16 protein-coding genes are annotated in these 24556 nt (G+C 66.4%); 1 reads left to right on the forward strand and 15 read right to left on the reverse strand.

Annotation, left to right across the window (positions count from 1 at the left end):
* Positions 1 to 55 precede the first annotated feature (55 nt).
* Positions 56 to 3541, reverse strand: coding sequence for a MobF family relaxase (mobF, locus tag H7694_RS11190; protein WP_193599184.1), 3486 nt, complete (start codon positions 3539 to 3541; stop codon positions 56 to 58).
* A gap of 205 nt (positions 3542 to 3746) precedes the next feature.
* Positions 3747 to 5990 carry a glycoside hydrolase family 2 protein gene (locus tag H7694_RS11195; RefSeq protein ID WP_193596587.1) on the reverse strand — a complete coding sequence of 748 codons (2244 nt, stop codon included), beginning with the start codon at positions 5988 to 5990 and terminating at the stop codon, positions 3747 to 3749.
* A 75-nt stretch (positions 5991 to 6065) separates the two neighbouring features.
* Here H7694_RS11195 and H7694_RS11200 point away from each other — a divergent pair, with 75 nt between their 5' ends.
* A complete protein-coding gene (locus H7694_RS11200; protein ID WP_193596588.1) occupies positions 6066 to 7343 on the forward strand; it encodes a helix-turn-helix transcriptional regulator in 1278 nt (425 codons plus the stop codon).
* 24 nt (positions 7344 to 7367) lie between these two features.
* On the opposite strand, the gene H7694_RS11205 is transcribed toward H7694_RS11200, so the two are convergent.
* From H7694_RS11205 to uxaC, 13 genes are all read right to left on the reverse strand, one after another.
* Positions 7368 to 8864 (reverse strand): MFS transporter, encoded by a 1497-nt coding sequence (locus H7694_RS11205; protein WP_193596589.1) that lies wholly within the window; start codon positions 8862 to 8864, stop codon positions 7368 to 7370.
* Positions 8865 to 8996: 132 nt separating this feature from the next.
* A complete protein-coding gene (locus tag H7694_RS11210) occupies positions 8997 to 9995 on the reverse strand; it encodes a Gfo/Idh/MocA family protein (RefSeq protein ID WP_227468391.1) in 999 nt (332 codons plus the stop codon).
* Positions 9996 to 10239: 244 nt separating this feature from the next.
* The gene (locus H7694_RS11215; RefSeq protein ID WP_227468076.1) at positions 10240 to 11274 is read right to left on the reverse strand and encodes a LacI family DNA-binding transcriptional regulator; all 1035 of its coding nucleotides are present in this window, start codon (positions 11272 to 11274) and stop codon (positions 10240 to 10242) included.
* Positions 11275 to 11293: 19 nt separating this feature from the next.
* Positions 11294 to 11827, reverse strand: a complete 534-nt coding sequence (locus tag H7694_RS11220) for a gluconokinase (RefSeq protein WP_193596592.1) — start codon at positions 11825 to 11827, stop codon at positions 11294 to 11296.
* 7 nt (positions 11828 to 11834) lie between these two features.
* Positions 11835 to 13073 (reverse strand): D-mannonate dehydratase ManD, encoded by a 1239-nt coding sequence (gene manD, locus H7694_RS11225; protein WP_193596593.1) that lies wholly within the window; start codon positions 13071 to 13073, stop codon positions 11835 to 11837.
* Between the two features lie 20 nt (positions 13074 to 13093).
* Positions 13094 to 15007, reverse strand: a complete 1914-nt coding sequence (gene uidA, locus H7694_RS11230; protein ID WP_227468077.1) for a beta-glucuronidase — start codon at positions 15005 to 15007, stop codon at positions 13094 to 13096.
* Positions 14940 to 16349, reverse strand: a complete 1410-nt coding sequence (locus H7694_RS11235) for an MFS transporter (protein ID WP_193599186.1) — start codon at positions 16347 to 16349, stop codon at positions 14940 to 14942. The genes uidA and H7694_RS11235 overlap by 68 nt, the downstream gene beginning before the upstream one ends.
* A gap of 4 nt (positions 16350 to 16353) precedes the next feature.
* The gene (locus tag H7694_RS11240; RefSeq protein ID WP_193596594.1) at positions 16354 to 17175 is read right to left on the reverse strand and encodes an ATP-binding cassette domain-containing protein; all 822 of its coding nucleotides are present in this window, start codon (positions 17173 to 17175) and stop codon (positions 16354 to 16356) included.
* Positions 17172 to 18959: a dipeptide/oligopeptide/nickel ABC transporter permease/ATP-binding protein gene (locus H7694_RS11245; protein ID WP_193596595.1), complete on the reverse strand. Its 1788-nt coding sequence runs from the start codon at positions 18957 to 18959 to the stop codon at positions 17172 to 17174. The genes H7694_RS11240 and H7694_RS11245 overlap by 4 nt, the downstream gene beginning before the upstream one ends.
* A 29-nt stretch (positions 18960 to 18988) precedes the next feature.
* Entirely contained in the window at positions 18989 to 19930 is a 942-nt protein-coding gene (locus tag H7694_RS11250) for an ABC transporter permease (protein ID WP_193596596.1), read from the reverse strand.
* Positions 19931 to 19983: 53 nt separating this feature from the next.
* Positions 19984 to 21546 (reverse strand): ABC transporter substrate-binding protein, encoded by a 1563-nt coding sequence (locus H7694_RS11255; protein ID WP_193596597.1) that lies wholly within the window; start codon positions 21544 to 21546, stop codon positions 19984 to 19986.
* A 136-nt stretch (positions 21547 to 21682) separates the two neighbouring features.
* Entirely contained in the window at positions 21683 to 23038 is a 1356-nt protein-coding gene (locus H7694_RS11260; protein ID WP_193596598.1) for a mannitol dehydrogenase family protein, read from the reverse strand.
* Positions 23035 to 24441 carry a glucuronate isomerase gene (uxaC, locus tag H7694_RS11265; RefSeq protein ID WP_193599187.1) on the reverse strand — a complete coding sequence of 469 codons (1407 nt, stop codon included), beginning with the start codon at positions 24439 to 24441 and terminating at the stop codon, positions 23035 to 23037. The genes H7694_RS11260 and uxaC overlap by 4 nt, the downstream gene beginning before the upstream one ends.
* Between the last annotated feature and the right edge of the window lie 115 nt (positions 24442 to 24556).

Consider the following 24556-nt stretch of genomic DNA (forward strand, 5'->3'; position numbering starts at 1 on the left):
GCTTACGGTTGCGCTCAGGCTACGCCCGGCCTTTCGGGGTCGATAGGACCATCCACTACAGGCTGTGAATGGCGCGCGTGCGCGAAGGCGCCCGCTGTGGCTGTGTAGGAGTATCGGCCTTCGACAGCCAGAGCGCCCGATCCCGCGCCATGGCTGCGGCCGCGGCATCCATTCGCTGGTTCGGCGAGGTTGCGGGAGCGCCGAGCGCGTCATCATCGAAAACGCCGTATCGGTCACGATAGGCCGCCACAACGCGGGCTTGGTGCCGCCATGCGCCCATGCGAGCCGGATCGACGGGAACGCGCCCGAGCGACGCGATCCAGTTCGCTTTCGACACCAGCGCCGCTTCAACGAACGCGGCGGCGCGCGCCTCCATCAACTGCGCGCGTTCGTCGAGGGCACGCCGCATCTCGGCATCCATCTCCCCCATCGCCTCCGGGATCAGGCCGGCGATCAACCGGTTCCCACTCCCCCGTGAGCTGCCGCTCGACGGCCGAGCGAGGACTCGCTCGAGACGCTCGTGGAGCACGGCCGCAGCATCCTGAGCATCTTCGAATCCACGTGCGGCGACGATCCGCAGGAGAAGCGTCTCGACACTGTGACCGAGCGCCTCGGCGCGGCGAAGACCCGCGGCCAGGGCACCGAAGGCATCCGACTCGATCGCCGCCCCGGCCACATCAGCAAGCAGCCCGCACGACCGGATGAGCCTCGTCCACCGTCGCCGCTGGGCGGATGCCGCGATCGTGTCGTACTCGGCGGCGAGCTGCGCGATCGATCCCCAGCTCTCCTGCTCGGCCGCGATCGTCTCGTGTGCCGACAGCTCGGCACCGACGTGACCGAGCACGCCTGCGAGGATGTCGCGGGCCGTGGCATCCGGACGCTCACCGGGATGCCGAGCCGAATGATTGTCGTCGGGGCGAGTCGTGACCACGTACGCCATGTTCGACGCTCTCCCCCGTGTCATCGCGACGTACAGGTTCTCGCGCGTCGTCCCGGGCTCGACGACAGCGTGCGCGGTGTCGGTCGTGATCCCCTGCGCACGGTAGGCGGTCACCGCGTAACCGAGGTCGACATGCTCAGCCACATACTCAGCGCGCAGCGTGATCGGCCGGGATCCGGCGCGATCGGTGTTCCGCACACGCAGCGACCCGTCACCGCGAACCGCGACGACCCTCCACCGCGAACCGTTGCGCACCCAGTCAGGTCCGGAGCGCAGGCGGCGGTCGTTCTTACGAGCGATGATGATGTCGCCGGTGGATGCTGCGGACTCATCGCGCAAGGAGGCTTCGGCCGCGGCATCCACCACTCCCGAGAGGATCAGCTCGGCGCGCGCGCGTCGGTTCAGCGCCGCGACTGCTTCGCCTGTCTCGGCGACGAGCACGGACGATGCGCCTGACGCGATGTCGCGGAGCCACGCGCCGTAGGCGGCATCCGTCATCGCATCCGCATCGCCTCCGACAATCCGTTCGTGCGCACCGTAGGCGTCGAGAGCTTGCAGGCGCCCGTTGCGAAGGTCAAGGGATGCCTCCTTCTCCCACGCGTTCCGGAACCGATGGACAGCCGCGAGCTCGGGAGCGTCAGTGCGCGCTTCGACCAGCATCCGGAACGCACCGCCGGCCTCGACGGACTGCAGCTGCGCCCAGTCCCCCACCAGGAGCACCTTCGCGCCCTCGCGTGTCGCAATGGCGCAGATGCGATCGAGCGTCAGCGTGCCGGCGAGGGATGCCTTGTCGATGATGACGAGCTGCCCGGCAAGAACAGCTGCGCGGCCCTGGCCATGCTCGTGCAACCACTTGGCGGTGTTCTCGGTGGCGATACCGAGATCGTCGGCAAGTTCGCGCGCAGCCGCAGCGGACGGGGCGAGCCCGATGACGGAGCCGCGCCCGTGCTCGTGCTCCCACGCGAGACGGAGCGCATGCATCGCCGTCGTCTTCCCCGCACCGGCGGGGCCGACCAGCACATCGAGCGAGCGCCCGGACGTTGCGATCGACTGAAGCGCCGCGCGCTGGTCGTTGCCGAGGACGATTCCGTGATTGCGGCGTGCGCGTTCGGCATGCTCGAGCGTTGCGGCGTTGACCACCTGCGCGTCGGTCGCGTGCGATGCGGCGAGCAGTCGCTCCTCCGCGTCCAGCAGCGCAATCGACGAGTAGCGATCTGCGTGGCGCGGGCGGAAGACGCTCGTCCCGTCCGCGCGTCGGAACTCGGCCGGCGAGACCGCGAGCTCAGGAGGCGTGAGCTTGACGGAGCGCTGCTGCGCGGCATCCGTAATCATCCCGACGATCGCTTCGCGATCCTCGGTCGCCGCGAAGCGCCAGCCCATCGTCTGTCGCGCGGTTTCGGCGTAGAGGTTCCAGCGGGTCCACGTCGAGCGGCGCTCGCTCGCGCCCTCGACGACTCGCTTCGCGAGTTGATTCAGGATGCTGCGCGACACGTCCTCCGCACGCAACGGGGTCGCCGGGTCGTGGGTGGACACCGCGTCACGCGCCCAGGCTGTCGCGTCGCGGCCGAGAAGCCGGGTGGCCCGGGCCCGCCATTCGTGGGTGAGATCGGCGAGCGAACGGAGTTGCTTCTCGGGACGCGTGGCGAGTGTTGCCTGCAGGCGCAGGCGGATGATCGTCACCTTCGAGGGCACGCGACCGTGTGTAGCAACGTATTCATCGATCAGCTGATCCTTCTCGATGTCGATGTGACGTGAGCGCGAAGAGAAGTCGGTGACGAGCCGCTCGGGTACGGCGGCGATCGCCCAGACAGGGTTGCGGTCCGCTTCGCGGTCGCGCCGTTCCCATTGCACGCCGAGCGCACGGGTCAGGTGGTCAGCGAACACTGCGGTGTGCAGCTCGGATAACGCAACCGTCGCCGCGTGTAGTGGGCGGCCGTCGAGCGAGCGCCACTTGCCGTCGAAGACCGTCCGCACTTTGTTGCTCACCACGACGTGCGTGTGCAGTTGCGGATCGCCCGCGCGGGAGTCGAAATGATCGAAGGCCGCGGCGATGAGCCCTGCTACCTCGACCTGCGCGACTGCGCCGTCGCGGCCCGCCTCTCCGGCACGGGTCGCCACCAGCTCGCGTTCCATGAAGGCGAGCACGTCGCCGATCGACCTGTGGTGCGCGGCAGCGATCGTGGCTTGCATGTTCGCATCGGCGACCGCCCAGAGGACCGATGCGGACTTCGGCAGCGAGAAGGTGAAGTCGTAGCCTGCCACGGCGCGGCGGCGGGTCGGGGGTGGGGCATCTGCAGTCGGCCGGTCAGGCTCTGAAGCGGATGCCGCGTACTCGGGGTATGCGCGGCCCAGCGGCGCTCCCGTCCCAGGGTCGCGGCCCATGCCCAGGAGCAGTTCGAGTTGTGCTTCGGACACCCGCGATCCCGCTTCGATTCTGCCGTCGGCGAGCGCTGGCAGTCCGCTGCCGAGCCAACGTCCCGGTGGCGTGCCGGCCTCGGCGTAGTAACGCGTCAGCGGTGTCGAGAGCGGCCGCTCACCGTCGGCAGCGGCCACCGTGCGGAGCAGGTACTTGTACCCATCCCCCGCACTCATCACCCGCATGGAGACCGACACCCGACACCACCTCTCTCCTCGGTAGGAGAGGTGCGCATCGGCGCCCGCGCGGGCGGTGACATCCGTTGCGGACAAGGCCTGTTCCGCCCTCGATCTGCAAGACGTGTAGTCGTCTGAGTCCGGCCCGCAGCCCCGGCACGGCATCGGGCTCGGCTCAAGGCGCGCCGGCGCACGCCGCCGCCACTGGTGTCCGCTACTTCGCGATGAGGTTAAGCTGTGCGTTCAGCGCGGCGACCTGTTCGATCGGCACTCCGCCGGCCTGCTTGATCAGCTTCTCCACACTCATGCGGTCGACGATCGCCTGCATCGCAGCAGGAATCTCGACTCCACGCCCCACCTCGCCGCGGCTCGTCGACACGGTTTCAAGTACCGACGCGATCACGCGCGCGCCCTCATCGGACTTCTTGATGTCGCCGAGGGAATCACGGATCGAGAAGAACCCGTCAGGGGTGGGCAGCGGCGCGTCGTCGAACCAGTTGGAGATGGTTGTCGTCGACATGACGGAAGACTCGGGAACGGAATCCACCTTGCGCAGGACAATCGTGTCCATCGCCTCGCCGGCGCGCGCGGTGATCTCGTGCTCGCCGGTCAGCGGCACCTCGAACCGGAAGGCGCGTGTGCCGGCGACCACGCCGTGCTCCACGCCGTCGACGACGAGAGTCACCTCGCTCTGGTTCGAGTACACGACGACCTCGGTCACCTCCTCCGCGCGGTCGGCACGACGCCGCCCGGCCACGTGGACGAACGGCTCGGTCGCCCACGCCGCCTTGTAAACGTAGAAGGCGTCCTTCTTCAGCGACCGGTCGAACGAGACCAGGCCCTTCTGGTTGCGCCCGGAGATACCACCCTCGTCACGCCCGGCCGAGCCGAAGTCGGCGAGATTCCACACGTGGGTGGCCCACAGCCACGGCCGCGCCTCGATCATCTCGACCATGTGCTCGTGATAGAGCGCCTGATAGCTCTCGGTGTAGTCGCCCTTCGCGGGGGCGGCTGACTGAAACTGCGCGTTGGCGTCGGCGCCGTACTCCGACAGGCCGATCGCGATCTCGGGGAACGTTGCGTGGAAGTCGTCGAGCCAGCTGTCGTTGTCGGCCGACTCGCCCACGTACCAACCGAAGTAGAGGTTGTACGACATGACGTCGGGCAAGGTGACGAGCGTGTGGTCGGTCTCGAGCAGAAACAGGTTCGCCATTACGGTGAGGCGTGTGGGGTCGAGACTGTGGGCGAGGTCGTTGAGCTCACGGTGCGCGGCTACGACATCGGCGCCGGCGCCGGCGAGCGTGATCTCGTTCGACAGCCCCCAGCAGACGATGCTGGCGTGATGCCGATTCTGCACGATCAGCTCGGTGAGCTGGCCGCGCGCGTTGTCGACCGCTCCCGGCAGGAACACCGTGATCTGCGGGATCTCGGCCCAGACCACCAGGCCGACCTCGTCGCACAGGTCGAAGAACCGCTGGTCGTGCTGGTAGTGCGCGAGGCGCACCGTGGTGGCGCCGATCTCGCGAATGAGGGCGAGGTCGGTCTGCTTGATCTCTTCGGTGATGGCGTTGCCGACGCCCTCGAAGTCCTGATGACGCGAGACTCCGCGCAGCGCGTACTCCTCCCCGTTGAGCAGGAAACCGCGCTGCGGGTCGACTGCGAACTCGCGGCAACCGAACCGCAGTTCGACCGCGTCAACGACCGTGTCGCCGTCGAGCAGCTCGGCGCGCGCGGTGTAAAGGTGCGGGTCGCGCAGTCCGTGCCAGCGGCGCACCTGCGCGATCGTCACCTCAGCAGACGCCTCACCGGCGGTGACCGGGACGACGGCCGCACCCTCGCCGTCGACGAGGAAGCGCACGGATGCCGCACCCGCGGCCGCGCCGACGACCGTCGCTCCCAGAGCGATCTCGGCACGGTCTCCGGCGAGCATCGGTGTGACAGTCAGCCCGGGGCCGCCGTGGTGGTCCAACGCAAAGTGGGTGGCGGCGACGCTGATCTGCACGACGTCACGGTAGATGCCGCCGTAGAATGTGAAGTCGGCCTGCTGCGGATATACCGTCTCGTTCGCGGCGTTGTCGACGACGACCACGACGGTCGCGGCACCATCGACGAGGTGCGCGGTGAGGTCGACACGGAACGTGGAGTACCCGCCGTCGTGACGCGCGAGCAGGTGGCCACCCACAAACACCTCGGCGGAAGAGTTCACCCCGGCGAACTCGATCCAGGTCTCGGCGGCATTCGACTCGGCGCTCACTCGCCGGGCGTACGTCGAACGTCCGCGACGATAATCGCCGCCTGCCTGCCCATCCACGGCATTCCACGTGTGCGGGAGCGAGACCGTCGATCCGGCCTCACGCACCTCGTCCCAGCTCGCCGTGGGCAGCGCCTCGGCAGCGAACGCCCATTCGTCGAGGATGGGGTCGACCCGACGGGGGGAAGCGGTGACGGGCTGCGACATGTGTGGTCTCCTTCGGCGCACAGCGCACCGGCGCGGATGCCGGGCTCCTTTCACGCTAGGGTCCCTTCGTGCTGGATGATAGAACTCGCTACGCAACAACAGCACTCATGCCGCATGAATGTCCAACCGGCGAAAGAGACGATCATGACCAAGGGCACACGAACGGACGCCCTCGACCCGATCATCGAGGCTCTCGGCCAGGTGCTGAGTGCACCCGTGACGATCACGTCCGACATCGCCGGCGCGCTTTCGGGGTTTGAGCACGCGCACTGCCTCGATCCGCAGATTCAGCCCGCCTTCACCGCCGCCGCCCTGCGCGGGTTCGTCGAAGCGATGCCGGCACAGGTCATCCATGAGATCGAAGAGCCCCTGGGCATGGCGGTGGCCGTCGCTCGGTGGGACGACCGCCTGCTCCTCATCGGCCCGTACACCCACGCACAGATGTACCCAGGCACCGCCGAAGAGGTGATGAGCCGGCTCGCCATCCCGACCGCCTACCTGGCGCTCTACAAGCTGTACCGCACCCGGTACGCGATCGTCGATGCGGAATACGTTCACCGCAGCGCCGCAGCCCTGCTGCGTGCAGCCGGCGGCGAAGACGCGCTCGGCGCTCTGCAGCACGTGAAGGCCGAGAGCGGAACGATCACGCCCGGCCACGGAGACGCGCCCCAGTCGGGGTCGTTCGCGGTGATCGAGGAGCGATATCGCCACGAACAGGACTTCATTGATGCCGTCGCCGATGGGGCGACGGACCGCGCACTGGCCGCGCTGCAGGGGCTGTCAGGGATGCCGCGGATCAGCGGCTACCTCACCACGCCGTTCCTCGGCGCGACGATCCTCCGCATCATGGCACGAGTCTCTGCGCAGAAGGGTGGCCTCCCGCCGGTGACGATCGATGCGATCTCGCAGGAGTATGCCCAGCGGCTGCATCGAGTGGGCCACACTTCCGACCCCCGCCAGGTGGTGGGGTTCACCTCGCAGATGGTCACCGATTTCTGCGAGGCAGTGCGGCGCCACCGCCAGCGAGGCTATCCCCCGCTCGTGCGGCGGGTGACCGACGAGATCGATCTCCACCTGAGTGACCACCCGTCGACCGCCGAGCTCGCCGAGCGCCTGGGGGTGTCGACCTCGACACTCGCGCGACGCTTCAAGGAAGCGACCGGCACCACCCTCGCCGGGTACGTCGCCCAGCGGCGGGCCGAGCGGGCGGCACGGCTGCTCGCCACGACCACGCGGAGCGTACGCGACATCGCGATGTTCGTCGGCTACGACGACGCGAACTACTTCGTCAAGGTGTTCCGCGCCGAGTACGGCATGACGCCGACCGCCTATCGCGATCTGCACGCGAGATGACCGAGGCGGACCGAGCCTCCGTCCTCAAACGATCACCTCAGCCGGAGCATCCACCTGCAGTTCGGCCTTGCGGCTCGCGACCCGCTTCTGCACCTCGATCATCTCAACGCGGTCGAGCTTGTACCCGTGCATCGCGATCAGCGTGCAGATCCACCCCAGGATCGGCAGGCCGAAGAACAGCAGCATCGTCATGTACAGGATCTCAGGCGTCGGGCTGTCGGTCGGCTGCGGCATGACCACGCTGAATCCGATCAGCGCGACCGCACCGAGCGCCAGCGTCGATCCGAGGGACGAGATGATCTGGTCCACGACGTTGTATGTGGCCGTCACCGTGGCGGGCAGGAACTTGCCCGAGCGGTCGAGTTCGTAGTCGATGATGTCGGCGCGCATTGCACCCGACGCGACAGTGACGATCATCGTTGCCCCGTTGAGCAGCAGGTAGAAAAGGAAGAACGCGATCGCAAGCGGCAGGCTGCCGAGCACCGAGCGCATGTCGACCAGCAGGCAGAATGCAGCGAGCGCGACGGCCAGGATCAGGCAGATCCACGTCCAGGTCACCGTCGCCGCCTTCGAGCCACGCTTGCCGATGAAGCGCGCTCCGAAGATCGCGAACACGATGCCCGGCAGGATGGCAATGAGGCTGAGGACGGTGCCCAGCTGCATGTTGCCCAGCAGAATGCCCCACATCAGAGTGCCGATGACGGCCTGCGAACGCACCGACTGGGCGAGCTTGTCGGATGCCCCGCTGATCAAGTAGCGCTGGAACGATCCGTTGTGCGCGAGCACGTTCCACATGTCGCGCACCGTGACCGCGGCCTTCTCACGCGTGACGTCGATGTGCGCGAAGCTCTCGGGCCTGTCGACCCGAGACACTCCGATGCAGGCCAGAATCTGAAACACGAACGAGCAGGCCACGAAGGTGAGCGCCGTCTCACTGAGCATCCCCACGGTGAACTCGTTGCCGTGGCGCGGCAGGAACACCACCGTCGAGAGGATCGAGAACCCTGCCGGCACGAGGTACGCGAAGACGGTAGACCACACCTGCACGGTCGGACGCTGCCGAGGGTCGTTCGTTAGGACCGGGCCCGTCATCTGTCCGGCGATGTCGTTCATCGACGACCCGACGATGTAGACGGCGAACAGAGCGACGAAGAACCAGACACCGAGGCCGGCGTCGGAACCCCACACGAACAGCATGAGGATCGCGAACGAGCGGATGACCCACCCCGCGAGCATGAAGAAACGCATCTTGCCGAACGGGAATCGCGCCTTCTCGATGATGAGTGCAAGCAGCGGATCGATGACGCCGTCGAACACGCGTGTCACGGTCAGGATGATCCCGGCGACCGCGACCGCGATGCCGTAGCCGGCGTTCTGCAGATAGCTCATCAGGCCGACCAGAACAAAGAAGATCATCGACGAGCCGTTGTTCAGCTGGGAGAACGCGATCTCCCAGGTGCGCGCACGTCGGTACGCCACGCCGTCGACTTCGCTGGCTGTCAGCTTCGGGTTACGCGCCATCGCGTTCACACTCCTTCGGGGATAGTCTCACAGCCGAACAGGGGAGTCGATGCCATCCCTGTGCCTGAGACGACGGCAATCGTAGGCAGGTCAATGACGGATCAACTAGAAGCGAACCGTCACCAACAGCAACTAATCGGCACTGATGCTCGGAACTTTGAGTAGCTCTGAATTCCGCATCGTCTCGTCTGCCGCATCGAGCGTTGTCGTGATCGCTATCGAGTCGGCGTGTGTGTGCCAGGCGTGCTCGAGTCGTGCACCCGCGATGGCTTCAGTCACCGCCTTGAGCATCGGACCGTAGCCGTTGCCGACGCGCGGATGCTCGACGAGCTCCGGCGATCCGAAGATCCGCTCGACGCCCCCTGCATGGACCCGGGCCCTGGTCCCCGCCCAGAACATGGGATCGAGAGTGATCCATCCCCGCTCGCCGCTGACCGTCGCACTGAGATCGAGGAAGCGCACGCCCGACCACGCGAGATGCGCGAAGGCCTCGGCAAACTCGAACGTGGCGTGCCCCTCGATATCGACGCCGTCCTCGAAGGCGCCGGCCGCCATGAGCGAGAGCGGATCGCCGAGGAACCAGTGGGCGAGTGTGACCGGATAGATGCCGCGGTCACGCAGAATGCTGCCACCTTGGGCCGGTGAGAGAACCCGTTCCCGCGGCTGAAACGGTGTGCCGAAACTTGCGCGAACGCTCGTGATCTCACCCAGGAGACCGTCGCGGATTCGATCGAGCACCTCGACGTGGAGCGGGTTGAACCTCATCCACATTGCCTCCATGGCGAATCGTCCCGCTCGCGCCGCCTCGGCGTACACCCGCCGCGCGTCGGCCGCGCTGGTGGTGACCGGCTTCTCGATCAGGACGTGCTTGCCCGCCTGGAGCGCCTCGATCGCGATCTCCGCGTGCGTGTGAGCGGGGGTCGCGATGTAGACGACCTCGACGTCTGCACGCGCGAAGAGTTCGTCGAGCGTCGCGGTGGCGAAGGGAATGCCGTACCGCCCCGCGAAGCCGTGCGCGCGGTCTGTCGACCTGCCCCATACGGCGGTCACGGTCGCGTCCGACGAGGACACGAGATCGCTCACCACTCGATCCGAGATGTCTCCCGTGCCGATGATTCCCCACCCGAGCATCCTTGCTCCCCTCGATTGGCAACCGGTTGTTACGAGCGACCATACGTGATCTGCTGGACGGGCGCCACCCCAGCGCACCGACCAAGGAGCGCCGGATGAGCCGACACCGAAGAGAGATCCCCCGCGTGATCGTGCCGGGGCGCACGACACTCATCACCCGCTCCGGGCCACGCTGCTGCCTGGCCCCACTCCCACCGAGCTCTTCGACGCGAGTGGGGGTCGAATCGAATAACTGCACCCCAGCTCAGGAGCGTTGCAGCGGCCCCGTGCTGCCGCGGACGATCAGCCGCGTCTCCAAGAGGCTTCCGTCGTCGGGCGCAACGTCGGGGCTGAGCTGGCCGAGGACATTCTCGACAGCCCGCTCCCCCGCGCGCTCGAGCTGGGCTTGCACGGTGGTCAGGGCGGGCACAATCAGCTCGCTGCCGAAGATGTCATCGAATCCCGCGATACTGAGCTGTCCCGGTACGTCAATGCCCGCACCGGCCGCGGCCTGCATGAGGCCGATGGCCATGAGGTCATTGAACGCGATGACCGCGGTCGCCCGGGAAGCCATCACTCGACGGATGGCTTCGCGGCCACCTTCGATCGTCGGCCCATGGGGGCCGATCTCGACGATCCCGACACCGAGCCGCTCGGCCGCGTCGAGCATCGCCTCGAAGCGACGGCGACTGATCCACGACGTATCCGGACCTGCAAGGTAGACGATCGACGAATGCCCCAGGCTGACAATGTGGTCCATCAGGGCATTCACGCCAGTCTCCACATCGGGAAGGACCTCGGCGACATCATCCACGTGGCGGTTGATGAGGACCACCGGCTTACGCGCAGCGAGCTGGGCGATCTTGTGGTCGTCCAAGCGGGTGGTCGCGAGAATGATTCCATCGACGCTCGGAAGCAGGCGAGAGATGGCCTGCGCCTCCGCTTCGCCGGATTCTTGCGATTCCGCGATCACGAGGGTGTATCCCGCTTCCGAGGCCGCACGTTCCGCGCCGCGCACGATCCCGAACACCACGGGATTGGTGATATCGGCGACAAGCAGCCCGAGGGTATGGCTGCGCCCAGTCGGTAGCGCTCGCGCCATCGGATTGAACTGGAAGTCCAACTGCGAGGCTGCCGCACGTATCTTGGCCTCCGTGCTCTCACTGACCCTCCCCGGTTTGCTGAGGGCCCGAGACACGGTCGAGGGGTTCACCCCCGCGAGCTCGGCGATGTCATAGATCGTCGCGGCACCACCACGTCGCTTGATGCGTGCGGAAAGCTCGGGGGGCAGCTCCTCCACTGTCACTCCTGTCGTCGAATCAGGCGCGCTGATGCGCTAACAGCCATTCTTGTGCAGTCTTCACGATGTCATCGATCGACCGGCCGACGTCGATGCTCACACCATGCTCCTCGGACCCCAGCGGTTCGAGCGCGTCGAACTGCGACCGAAGCAGCTGTGGAGGCATGAAGTGCCCGACACGGTCGCCGGCGCGCGCTGCGAGCAGCTCGAAGGATCCCGTGAGGTGGACGAACACCACCGAATCCCCTGCCTGCCGGAGCATGTCGCGATAGACGCGCCTCAAGGCCGAGCACGCGACCACCGGCCGATCCTTTCCGGCGAGCACATCCCGTACTGCAGCCAGCCACGGTCGTCGGTCATCGTCGTCCAGCGGGATGCCCGAGGCCATCTTCTCCACATTCGCCGCAGGATGCAGCTTGTCTGCATCGACGAACGGGAGTCCGAGCCTCGTGGCGAGCGCCGCGGAAACGGTTGACTTGCCGCAGGCTGAGACGCCCATGACGACGATGCGAGGGCGGATGGAGGCATCCACCCGCCCCTCGTGAATCACCATGCGCGGGTCACCAGTCGTGGACGGTGCCGTCGGCGAGGCGGTTGTAGGGCAGGTAGGCCTGCTCGTACGGGTACTTCCCTGCCTCGTCGACGTTGAGCTCGACACCGAGGCCCGGTTTGTCACCGGGGTGCAGCAGACCGTCGTTCCATGTGAAGGACTGCTCGAAGACCTGGTCGGTCTTCTGCCCGTGCTTCATGTACTCCTGGATGCCGAAGTTGTGGATGGAAAGGCCCAGGTGCATCGCGGCGGCCATGCCGACCGGTGAGATGTCGGTGGGTCCGTGCATGCCCGACTTGATCTGGTACATCGCCGCGTAGTCGAGGGTCTTCTTGAGCGGTGAGATGCCGCCCATGTGGGTGACCGCGCCGCGGACGTAGTCGATGAGCTGGTCGCGGATGATGTCCTTGAAGTCCCACGCCGTGTTGAAGATCTCGCCGATCGCGAGCGGCGTCGTGGTGTGCTGGCGCACCAGACGCAGGGCCTCCTGGTTCTCGGCCGGGGTGCAGTCCTCGAGCCAGAACAGGTCGTACGGCTCCAGCGACTTGCCGAGCTTCGCGGCCTGGATCGGGGTCATGCGGTGGTGGCCGTCGTGCAGCAGCGGGATCTCGGGACCGAACTCGTTGCGGACCGCCTCGAACACGCCCGGCAGGTGACGCAGGTACGCGCGGGTGTCCCAGTCCTCCTGCACCGGCTTCGCGCCGCGGCGGGCCGGCTCGTGGTCGTACCGGGCCTCGCCGCCACCGGTGTCGGACGACTGCGACGCGATGCCGTAGATCGCCTTCAGCCCCGGAACACCGGTCTGGATGCGGATCGCCTTGTACCCCTGCTCCAGATGCGACCGCACACTGTCGAACAGCTCAGGCAGCTCCTTGCCCGACGCGTGACCATACGCCAGCAGCCCGGTACGCGACGCGCCGCCGAGGAGCTGGTACACCGGCATCCCGGCGGCCTTGCCCTTGATGTCCCACAGCGCCATGTCGACCGCAGCCGACGCGGCCATGGTGACGGGTCCGCGGCGCCAGTACGCCGAGCGGTACAGGAACTGCCAGGTGTCCTCGATCTTCGACGCGTCGCTTCCGATCAGCAACGGCACCACGTGCTCGGTGAGGTAGGCCACGACGGCGAGTTCGCGCCCGTTGAGGGTCGCGTCGCCGAGACCGGTGTGGCCCTCGTCGGTCGTCAGCTTCAACGTGACGAAGTTGCGGTCGGGGCTGGTCACGATGACCTCAGCCTTTTCGATGATCATGAGTTCTTCCTTTGGTGATGTCAGAATTCGGCGCCGGGCTTGCGACCATTCAATCCGCGCCACCGGCGGCGCAGCGCGAATGCTGCCGACTTGGGCCGGCGGTCGCGCGTGAAGATGCCCTTCTTGTTGCCGCCGACACGGTGCAGTCCGTTTGTCGTGGCGAAGTCAGAGAAGTTCCACACCTGCTCTCCCACGAACTGCGGAAAGCGGTCGAACACGCGGTGGTACATCTCGAGAAAGTCGACCTGATATTCCTCAGTCCATACCTGGTCCCAGACCGAGTGCAGGCCTGGCATCGTGTCTGCGCCGTACTCTGTCATCATGATCGGCTTGCCGGTGCGGTCGATCCATCCCTGGATGTCGCCCTGAAGGTACATCTCTGCGGTCGTCAGGTCACCGGCGTTGATGTACCAGCCGTAATAGCGGTTCATGCTGACTACGTCGAACAGATCGATGATCTGGTCGTTCTGGAAGGTGGCGAACATCACGAGAGAGTACGTCAGTGGTCGCGTGGGATCGAGCTCGCGGGCGAGCTTCACAAGCGGCTCGAAATACTCGCGGGCGCCGTCCTCGTTGGACGCCGGCTCGTTGGCGATGCACCACATCACGACCGAAGGGTGGTTCTTGTCTCGTCCGATGAGCTCGCGGATGTGCTGAGCGTGCGCGGCGTGGGTCGCCGCGCCGGCGTACTGCTCCGAGAACGTGGGGAACGGCGGGGTGCCGCTCAGGCCGCCGACAACTCCCATGTTGAGTCCGACCGCGGCGGTCTCGTCGATGACGACGATGCCATGCCTGTCGGCAAAATCCAGGACGTCTTCGGCGTAGGGGTAGTGCGACGTCCGGAACGAGTTCGCTCCGCTCCACTCCATGAGCTGGAAATCGTGGACCATGTAGGCGTTGTCGTGCCCCTTGCCACGGACGGCGGTGTCTTCGTGCTTGCCATAGCCGGTGAAGTAGAACGGCTCGCCGTTGATGAGGAACTCGTGCCCGCGGACCTCGACAGTCCGCACGCCGACCGACACGGGATACGAGTCGACGACGACGTCGGCGACGAGAGCTTCGACCTCGAGCTCATACAGATAGGGAGCTCCCGGCTTCCACAGGACGACATCGGAGATTTCGAGCGAGCCTTCGGCGCCACTGCCCTCCGCAACGACGGCTCCCGATGCGTCGCGCAGCCGCACCCGGACCTCGGCGTCACCGACGAGTACGACGCGATAGTCGACGACACCGGTTGCCCCCGTGAACGTCGTCACCACCGTGACGTCCTCGACCCGCGTCTCGGGCACGGAGTAGAGCCAGACGGATCGTGCGAGCCCCGCGTAATTGTAGAAGTCGTGGAAGTACACCTGCGTGCGCTTCCCGGTGAGACCGACCTCGATCTTTCCCGGAGGAATCGTCTCGTTCGACAGGTCGCCGCTCACCGCCACCGTGAGGCGGAAGGCGCCCCCGGCCGCGACGTTGTCGGTGATGTCGATGTCGAACGGCGTGTACCCGCCTACGTGCTCCCCGACCAGGGCCCTGTCGACATAGACGCGGGCAGCGTGGGTGGCGGCGTCGAAGCGAAGGAGGATGCGCTCCCCCGACCAGCCGCGCGGGACGCGCACCTCTCGCTGGTAGTAGACCCATCCCACGTGGTCGCGGATCTCCGCGTCGGTGAAGAGGTCGTTGTAGCTTGCCGGCACTGCCGCCTCAAGAGGCGTGTCGAGCCGCGCCTTCCAGGGCTGGTCGTTCAGCCTCGAATCGAGTCCGAATCTCCAAACGCCGTCGAGGTTGACCATTTCGCGGGTGGGAGTGGGAGTGGGCTTCAGCATCGAGGGCCTTCCTGCGCGCTTCTCTGCGATGTACGCATCAAGTGAATCATTTTCAAGCGCGATTGGCAACCGATTGCCGTGCCGGAACTGCTCGCACCTTGGCGACGATGATGACTCCACCCGCGACAGCGAGCGCCGCCGCCGTGAGATAGAGGATCGTGAAGTTCTGCGCACCGCCTCCGACTGTCAGAAGCAGCGGGGCGGCGATCGGTGAGAGCACTCCAGGGATCTTCTGCGAGAACATCGTGATCGCCATGTACCGGCCAGCTTGGGTTTCGCGCTCCGGAAGGACGTCGAGCACCACCGCCTGGCCGACGGCCGAGAAGGCGGCGATCCCGACGGAGCTGAGGAGCACGCCCACGACGATCGACGCAAGGTCGTACGAGAAGGCCGACACTGTCGAACCCGCGCCGAAGAGAAGCACTCCGACGAGAATGATCGGCTTGCGTCTCCCGATCCGATCGCTGAGCCATCCCCCGCCGATCGAGCCGATGAGCGCGGTACCGATGCTGAGCGCCGAGACGAGGGCCTGCACGCCTGCGACGTCGGGAACCGGCATCGACAGACGCTGGGCGATGAAGAACACCGTGAAGCCCGTCGTCAGACTGAGTCCGAGGAAGAACACGAAACGCCCGAGCCAATTCCACGCGAAATCGGGGACGTCCCGCGGGCGGAACAGATAGCTGCGCAGGAGGGCACCGACTGTCAACCGTGATTCGAGGTGCATCTCGCGCGAGTCAGATTCTGGCGCGAACATCACGAAGAGACCGATGAGCACGAGCGCTATCGCCGCGGGGACCGCGAAGACCAATTCGATACTGTCGCGCAGCGGGCCGACGGCGATGATGCCGATCACGGGGGCGATCTGCATCGTCAGGCCGGTGAGGCCCGAGACACTGCCGCGCTGACTGGCGGGAAGCCGATCCGCCTGCCAGTTGCCGACCGATCCCGCCGCCGTCCCCCAACCCGCAGTGCAGAGCACCCAGCCGATCGTCAGCCACAGCAGATCTGGGCCGAGCGCCATCACCGGGACGGACACGACCCCGAGCAGCAGTCCGATCACCGTGAAGGGGCGCCTCCTGCCCCAGCGTGTACGCGTCCTGTCGCTCAGGACTCCGGTGAGCGGGGCGAGTACGAGACTCGCCGCCGAACCGATGCCGAGGATGAGTCCGAGAAGGTCGGCCCGGCCCGGCGCGAGCTGGTCGAGTCGGACCGTCAGCGAGTACGCCATCGGCACGATGAGCGCCATCCCCCCGCCGAACGTCGCTGCCACCAGCAGGACGATCTGTCCGCGTGACACGCGTGCCAGCTCTTCCGACAGCGAGGCGGCGCCCGCTCGCGGCGCCCCCGCGTGCACGGGCTCCGGGGCTTCGTGGGGCCACGTCGTCACTGAGTCGACGGGGTCGCCATCGGTCCTCTCCACGAGAACCTCGGACTCGCCATCGGGTTCGACCGACTCCATCCGCTCAGGGCGCGAGCGCCAGGCGCCGCTGCTCGCGACGTTCGCGTTGCGCGATCGGGTCGGCGACCGGTGCCGCGAGCAGCAGACGCTGAGTATACGGGTGCTCGGGCGCCAGCGTGACTGTGGCGGCCGGCCCCGTCTCGACGAGATCCCCTCGGTAAAGGACAGCGACACGATGGCTGATGTGGCGGATCACCGAGAGATCATGCGAGACGAAGAGGTACGCCACCCCCGTCGAGCGCTGGATGTCGATGAACAGATCGAGCACGCGCTCCTGCGTGCTGAGGTCCAGCGCGCTGACCGGCTCATCGCAGACGATCAGTTTCGGCTCAGGGGCGAGGGCACGTGCGATCGCGACCCGCTGTCGCTGTCCGCCGGAGAACTCGCGAGGAAGCCTCGCCGCAGCGTCCGCCGGGAGGCCCACCTGGTCGAGAAGCGTCTTCACGCGACTCCTGGCGTCCCGCGCCGTGGCTCCCTGCACGACCAGCGGCTCCGCCAGGATGTCGCCGACGGTGAGCGACGGATTGAGAGAGGTGTACGGATCCTGGAAGACGACCTGGATGTCCTTGGCGAGATGACGTCGCTTGCGTGGCTTGAGCGACGAGATCTCCTGCCCGTCGAAGCGGATCTCACCCCCGGACGGCCGGACCAGCCCGAGGACGGCGCGGCCGATGGTCGTCTTTCCTGACCCGGACTCGCCGACCAGACCGAGAGTCTCGCCGGGGGCGACGTCCAGTGAGACGCCATGGAGCACTTCGACCGGCTTCGCTCGCCATCCGCGCCCGGGGAAAGCGACGCGCAGGTCGGAGACGTCGAGGAGTGTCATTGCGCAGCACCTTCCGTGGGGGCGTCGATCACGGGATCGGTACGCACGGCGTTCTCGTCGAGGATCGCTCCGAGGAGCATCCTCGTGTACTCGTCCTGGGGGTTCTGAAAGATCTCGACCGTCGAGCCGACTTCGACCACGATGCCCTTCTTCATCACCACGATGCGGTCGCAGATGTCGGCGACGACACCGAAGTTGTGTGTGACCAAGAGGATGGCCATGTCGAGCTCGGCCTGGAGGTCCCGCAGAAGGTCGAGGATCTCGGCCTGAACGGTGACGTCGAGCGCGGTCGACGGCTCATCGGCGATCAGCAGGCGAGGCCGACTGGCCACGGCCCCGGCGATGAGCACACGCTGCGCCATTCCTCCCGAGATTTCATGGGGGTACGAGGCGAACGTACGCTCCGGATCAGCGATCCCGCACCGCTCGAGAAGTGCCAACACCCGCGCGCGTGCGTCCTTCTTGGAGACGCCCAGCGCGGCACGCACTCCTTCGACCAGCTGTGCTCCCACTCGGTACGACGGGTCCAGGTTGGACATGGGCTCCTGTGGGATGTAGGCGATGGCCTTTCCCCGCAGTGGGCGCATCTGCGCGTCGCTGCGCCCGATGATCTCTTGCCCGTCGAAGAGGATCGATCCCCGCGTGATCATCGCCTCCGCCGGCAGAACGCCGAGAGTGGCGAACGCGGTCTGCGTCTTGCCAGATCCCGACTCGCCGACCAAGCCGACGACCTGTCCCCGTCCGATCGTCAGAGACACACCGCTCACCACCTCGCGGGGCCGCCCGGCCGGACCGCGGTATGCGATGCCCAGATCGGAGATCTCTACGAGCGCCGACGACTCCCTGGCTACGGTTCCGGCACCCTCGGCAACCCTTTGCCCGGCTCCGACCTTTGCGGGCTTCGGCTTGGATCCTTCGAGGGTGTCGCGCAGCGCGTTGCCGAGGAGGACCAGCGACGCTGTGATGAGTCCGAGCATGAGGCTCGGCCAGAGGAACTGCGTCGGCGCGATGTAGAGGTTGCGGAACCCGGACGAGATCATCGCACCGAAGCTCGGAATCTGGATGGATCCGACGCCGAGGAAGGCGAGGCCCGACTGCACGGCGATCGCGGATCCGGCCATGAACGCCCCGGCGATGATGATCGGACCGCGCACGACGAACAGGACGTGGCGTGAGAGGATCCGGAGGTCTCCTAGGCCCGACACCCGGGCGGCATCGACATAGAGCTCGTTCTTGACACCGACCACCAGGTTCCGCACGATGCGGTAGATCCCCGGCGACAGCAGCACCCCGAAGATGAGCATCGTGAAGCGGTAGTCACCACCCGTCACCGGCATCAGGATGATCAGCAGCAGGATGCCGGGGAAGGTCATGATCAGGTTGAAGACCCACTCGGTCGCCCCCCGCGTGACCTTGCCGAAGTACCCGCCAACGAGGCCGGCGATGACACCCACGAGAAGGGCGACACCGGCTCCGATCAGCGCCGAGATCGCCGCGGTGTTGATCGAGTGCAGGAGTCGGGTCCAGATGTCGCGTCCCGTCTCGTCGGCACCGAGCGGATAGCCCGGTGTCCCCACTGGAGCGTTGACCATCGACAGATCCGGCTCGTTGGGCCCGTGCTGGGTGAGCACCGGCGTGAGGAGGCCGAGCGTGAAGATGAGGATCAGGATGCTGGCGGTGACGATGAACTGCGGGTCCTTGAAGAGCCGCTTCCAGGTTGGAGTCCGCGATGCCGTCGCCGCGTCCTCCAGCGCGACCAGCAGCTCGGTGCTCGGAGTCGTCATCGTCTCCGTCAGGGGTCCGCTCTGGGTACTCAATGGACTCTCGCTTTCGGGTTGAGCCAGCCGTTGGCCAGGTCGGTGGTGAGGTTTACGACGGTGACCAGCAGCACGCCGAAAGCGGCGATGCCCATGATCACCGGGATGTCGCCCTGCAGAGATGCGTTGAAGGCGAAGCTTCCGTAGCCCGGGAGGGCGAAGACGTTCTCGATGATGAGGGCACCGCCGAACATCGAGATGAACTCAAGCGACATCACGGTCAGCGCGGGGCTGCCCGCGTTGCGCAGCGCGTGACGGATCACGATTGAGCTGCTCGAGATGCCGCGAGTGCGAAGGGTGCGGACGTAATCCTGGCGGAGCTCGTCGATCATGCGCCCCCGAACCTGCGCAGCCATGTTCGCGACACCGCCGATCGTGAGGACGATCACTGGGATCGTGATGCTGCGCGCCCAGGCTGCGGGGTCTTGGGCGAGCGGCGTGAAGCCTGTCGCCGGCAACCACTTCAGCTGCACCGCGAAGATGACCACGAGTCCGATCGCGAGAAGAAGCCCGGGCACGATGTATCCGACGAGCGAGATACCCTGCGAGATCTTGTCGACCACGCCACCTCGGGATGCCGACCACACGCCGAGGAACGTCGACAGGATGACGGTGAGGATGAGCGCGGGCACGATGATCGAGAGCGTCACGAGCAGGCGCTGCATCACGGTGGGTGCTACCGGGAGCGACGTATACACCGAGACCCCGAAGTCACCCTGAAGGGCGTGCACCAACCAGTCGAAGTATTGGACGATCGCGGGGCGGTCCCACCCCTTCTCCGCCATGAGCCCGGCCGTCACCTCTGGTGTTGCCGCGGGGCCGAGGATTGTCAGAGCAACGTCTTCGAAGGATGTGCTCAGCAGCATGAAGGTGATGAAGGTGACCAGCAGCGCGAGGATGAGCCCCGCGCCCAGGCGACGTGTGATGTAGACAAGCATGAGCGACTCCGGGTGTATCGGGGGTGCGCCGGCGGCGCACCCCCGATCGGCGGCTATTCGGTGACGGAGAACAGACGGTACGTCGACAGCGTGTTGGCCTTGCCGACGTACGTGATGTCATCACCGGTCGCCCACGTCGCACCGATGAAGACGACCGGTGCGACGAACGCCTGGTCGACGACGTACTCGTTCAGCTCCTGATACGCCGGGAGCGCATCCTCGAACGCAACGGTCGAGTTGATCGTTCCCCACAGCTCGTCGAGGGTCTCATCGGTGTACCCGCGCGGGTTTCCCACTCCGTCAACGGCGAATGTCGTCGCGAGGTCCGCGGTGTCCGAGTTGAAGCCGAGAATCTGGTAGTAGAGCCCGTAGTCACCCGAGCGTGCAGCGCCCTGTGCCTGCTGGGGAGGAACCGTCACCCATTCGAGAGTCAGTCCGATGTCAGCAAACGCCTGAGTGAGTACAGGCTCGACCGTCGTGGTGAGGAACGTGCTGGGAATCTGGAACGTCTCCCCGGCGAAGCCGGCCTCCTCAACGAGCGCCTTGCCTTCCTCAGGGTCGTACTCGTAGGTTCCGTTGAGCGCCTCGTCGTAGATCGCCCCGTACGGACTCGCGAGCTGCTCGGTCGCGATGCCGACGCCGGAGAAGAGCGCCTCGAGCATCGACTCGCGATCGATGGCCATGTTGATCGCCTGACGCACACGAACGTCGCCGAGGGCAGGCCACTTCTCGCCACCGCGATCGAGGATGTTCAGGTAGGTCGCCGCGACAGCATCGTTGACCGTGATGTTCCAGTCGTCGGGGTTCAGCTGACCGACCACCTGAGACTGGACGGTCGCCGCGTTGAGCTCCCCTGACTGAAGCGCATTGAAGCTCGCCGTCGGGTCCTGGATCACCTTCACAGTGAGGGTCTTGAATGGAACGTTGTCCGCGTCCCAGTAGTCGTCTCGCTTCTCGAGCACGTAGGTGCTGCCGGGAACCGTCTTGTCTACATCGAGCGTGAACGGGCCCGAGCCGACCGGGTCGGTCGCGGTGGACTCGGCCGAGAGCGTTGCGGGGTCTCCGATGGCGCCGGGGCCGCTCGAGAGGTTGTCTACGAACTGCGGGTCGAACCGCGAGAACGAAATCACGACGGTGAGATCGTCCGCGGCGACGACGTCGTCGACGGCCGCGAGTCGGCTCTGCACGTTGCCGGGAGTCTCCTTCGATCGGAGCATCGTGGCAACCACAGCTTCCGCATCCACCGGGTCTCCGGAACTGAAGGTCATGCCCTCCCGAAGCCTAAGGGTGAGCTCGGTGCCGTCCTCGTTGTACTCCCAGGTCTCAGCTGCACCCGGCAGGATCTCACCGGTGCCGGGGTCCTTACGGAGCAGCGTGTCGAGGATCGCAGACCAGACGAACATCTGCTGGCCGTCGACGAGCTGGGCGGGGTCGAGAGAGTTCGGGGCACTGACCGCCGCAACCGCGAGGTCCTTCTCTTCGATGGGGGCTGTGGACGTCGTCGGGGACGTCTCTGCGGCGCCGGAGCATCCGGCGAGCACGAGCGATGCCGCGAGCACCGTGGCGCCGAGCGCCGCAAGACGCTGCCCGGAACGGTGGGTCAGGGGACGTGACATGGATCCAGACTCCTTTGTGTGAATGGGACGCAACCGCTTGTCCATTGGACATTCAATGCGGCTAGATTTGTGCGCCTGGCCAGTAAAGCACGGTGAGATGATTATGACAACCGATTGCCACAGTGTGATCGGACCGTTATGACCCGGCGTGAGGCAGAAGGCCCTGTCGAAGGCTGTTCAGGAAGGAAGACACGCTCGTCACGAACGCCGGGTCGGCCGCAAGGCGGGGGCTGATCTGCGCGACGGCGTTATGGGCATCCGTCATCGCTGCATCTGCGGCGAGCCACACGGCGACCGCGAAGGCGCACCCCGAAGCCTCTCGCCCCGCTTCTCGCTCGCGTTCGGCGACCGGGGCGATCCGCAGGCGCATCTTGGTCGTCGAATCCATCGAGATCTGCGCGAGAGCATGGGCGATCGCCGGATTCTCGAATCGCTTCAGGAGTGCGCGCCGATAGTCATCCACGCCGAGTTCCACCGGCAGGTGCCGCTGTGCCTCGTCCCAGAAGTCCTCTACGGCACGCCGGCAGACAGGGTCGTCGACAGCCTGCGACACGAACTCATGCCCGCGGAGGCGACCGAGTCCAGCAAGGATCGTGTGGGCGCCGTTGAGGAGCCACAGCTTGCGGGCCTCCCACGGCTCGAGGTCAGCGGTGAAGCGCGCACCTGCGGACTCCCATTGCGGTCGACCGGCGGGAAAGTCTCCCGAGATGACCCAGTCGCTGAAGGGTTCCGCAACGACCGGGACCGCGTCTCCATAGCGCTCGGCCAGGCGAGTGGCCTCCTCCGCCGAGAGCCGAGGAGTGATCCGGTCTACCGAACTCGACGCGAACGCGACGTTTCGCTCGCACCAGTCAGCCGTCTCGGGCAACGTGCGAGCGAGCGCACGGATCGCACGCGCTGCATGTTCTCCATTGCCGGGGAGGTTGTCGCACGAGAGGATCGTCATCGGCCCGCCACCGGCACGTCGGCGCATGTCGAGCCCCGCGACGAGCCTGCCGAGTGCGGTTGACAGCCCGGATCGGGCGGATTCGTGTCCGTCGCTCAGCGCGACAAGGCGCTCGATATCAGCGCGCACCGCTGGGTCGGCAAGATCCGGGCTGCCGTCGGGTGTGGTCCGATATCCCCCCTCGGTGATCGTGAGGGTCACAACGGCCGTCAGCGGCGACGCGACGTCGGCGACGAACTGCTCGACATCGCTTCCGGGGTGGGCGCGAACCAGGCTCTCGAGAACTTCGGACACGTCCCCTTTCGCCGAGCGTTCGATCAGGGTGTAGAGCCCTCCCTGACGATTGACTGCCTCTGCCAAGTGCATGCTTGTCCCGCTGTAGGCGACGATGCCCCACTCGGACGCGTCACTTGCGTGCGAGGTGTACCAAGCGGTGTGTGATCGGCTGAAAGCGCCGAGACCGAGGTGAACGATGCGCACGGGCGGCGCGGGCCGAAGCCGTCGCAGCCGGCCGGTCGTACGCGAAGATGGGCTGACGGCGCTCACAGCTTGAACACCCGCCGCGGCTGCGGGCCAACGATGTCGTCGATGACTGCGGTCGCCGCTGACTCCGTCAGCCTCCCTTCGCGCACGAGCCGCGCCAGGAAGGCAGCATCCACTCGCCGCGCCGTGTCATGTCGCGCCGGAATCGAGAGGAACGCGCGCGTGTCATCGATGAACCCCGACCCCCGCGAGAATCCCGCAGACTCGGTCACGGCCGAGCGGAAGCGGAGCATCGCGTCGGGGGCGTCCAGGAACCACCATGGGGCACCGATGTACACACTCGGATAGAAGCTCGCCATCGGCGCGATCTCGCGTGAGTACACCGTCTCGTCGACCGCGAAGAGGACGAGGTGGAGCGAGTAAGAAAGGCCGTGCCGTTCGAGCAGGGGCCTGAGCCCGCGGACGAAGTCGGTCTGCCGGGGAAAGTCGTGACCGGTATCCGGCCCGAACTGACGCAGCGTTGCGGTGCTGTGGTTTCTCACCACACCCGCGTGAATCGTCATGACGAGTCCGTCCTCTGCACTCATCCCCGCCATGCGGACGAGCATGTGCCCCCGGAACGCCGCGCGCTGGGAGGCCGTGGCACGGCCGGACACGATGTCGTGGAACAGATACTGCGCCTCGGTGTCGCTCATGTCGACCGTCGCCGGGTCTTCGATCCCGTGGTCGGCGGAAGTCGCTCCGTGGGCGATGAAGTACGCGCGTCGATCACGGAGCGCCTCGAGGTACCCGGCGAACGTCGTCGGCTGACCGGTCGCGCTCAGCAAACGCTCCAGGTCGGTCGAGAACTCCACCGCATCCGGGTCGAGATAGCGGTCCGGACGGAACGTCGGGAGGACGCGACCGGACAGGCCGGAGTCGGTGATCGCGGAGTGGTACTGCAGGTCGTCGAGCGGATCGTCCGTGGTTGCGAGAACGTCGATCCGGAACCGCTCGAACAGAGCTCGCGGTCGGAACCCGGGCTCGCCCAAGCGACGCTGGACGGTGTCGTAGACCGCATCCGCGGTCGCCGCCGACAGCGGCGTATCGATCCCCAGGACGGAGTGCAACTCGTCCTCGATCCAGTGCCCCGACGCCGTCCCCGCGAACAGATGCCAGCGCTCGGCGAACGTACGCCAGGCCTCGCGCGGATCGACCGCGGCGCCACCGACGCCGAGGTCGCCGAGATCGACTCCAGATGCGTGCAGCAGGCGCGTCACGTAGTGGTCGTGAGTCACCAGAAGCGCGGTCGGATCCGCGAACGCGACGTCCCGAGCGAGCCACTCTGCCGGCACATGTCCATGCGGCGACACGATCGGCGCGTCGGCGACACGCTGGTAGAGCGCACGAGCGATGTCGCGCGTGGCCGGATCCACGGGGAGGAGTCGATCAGGATCCCTTGTCTGCACGACGTCGGTGACGCTCATACCGTACCCGCCCGCTGGCGCTTGTGCGTGTGGCTCGCTTCGCAGCAATCGGTGGAACGTGGACTCAACAAGGGGGGTGCCTCCTCGCGGCTTTGCGGGCTGGCGTGTCAGCCAC

Origin of the sequence: Microbacterium sp. YJN-G, assembly GCF_015040615.1 — a bacterium.
Taxonomy (GTDB): Bacteria; Actinomycetota; Actinomycetes; order Actinomycetales; family Microbacteriaceae; genus Microbacterium.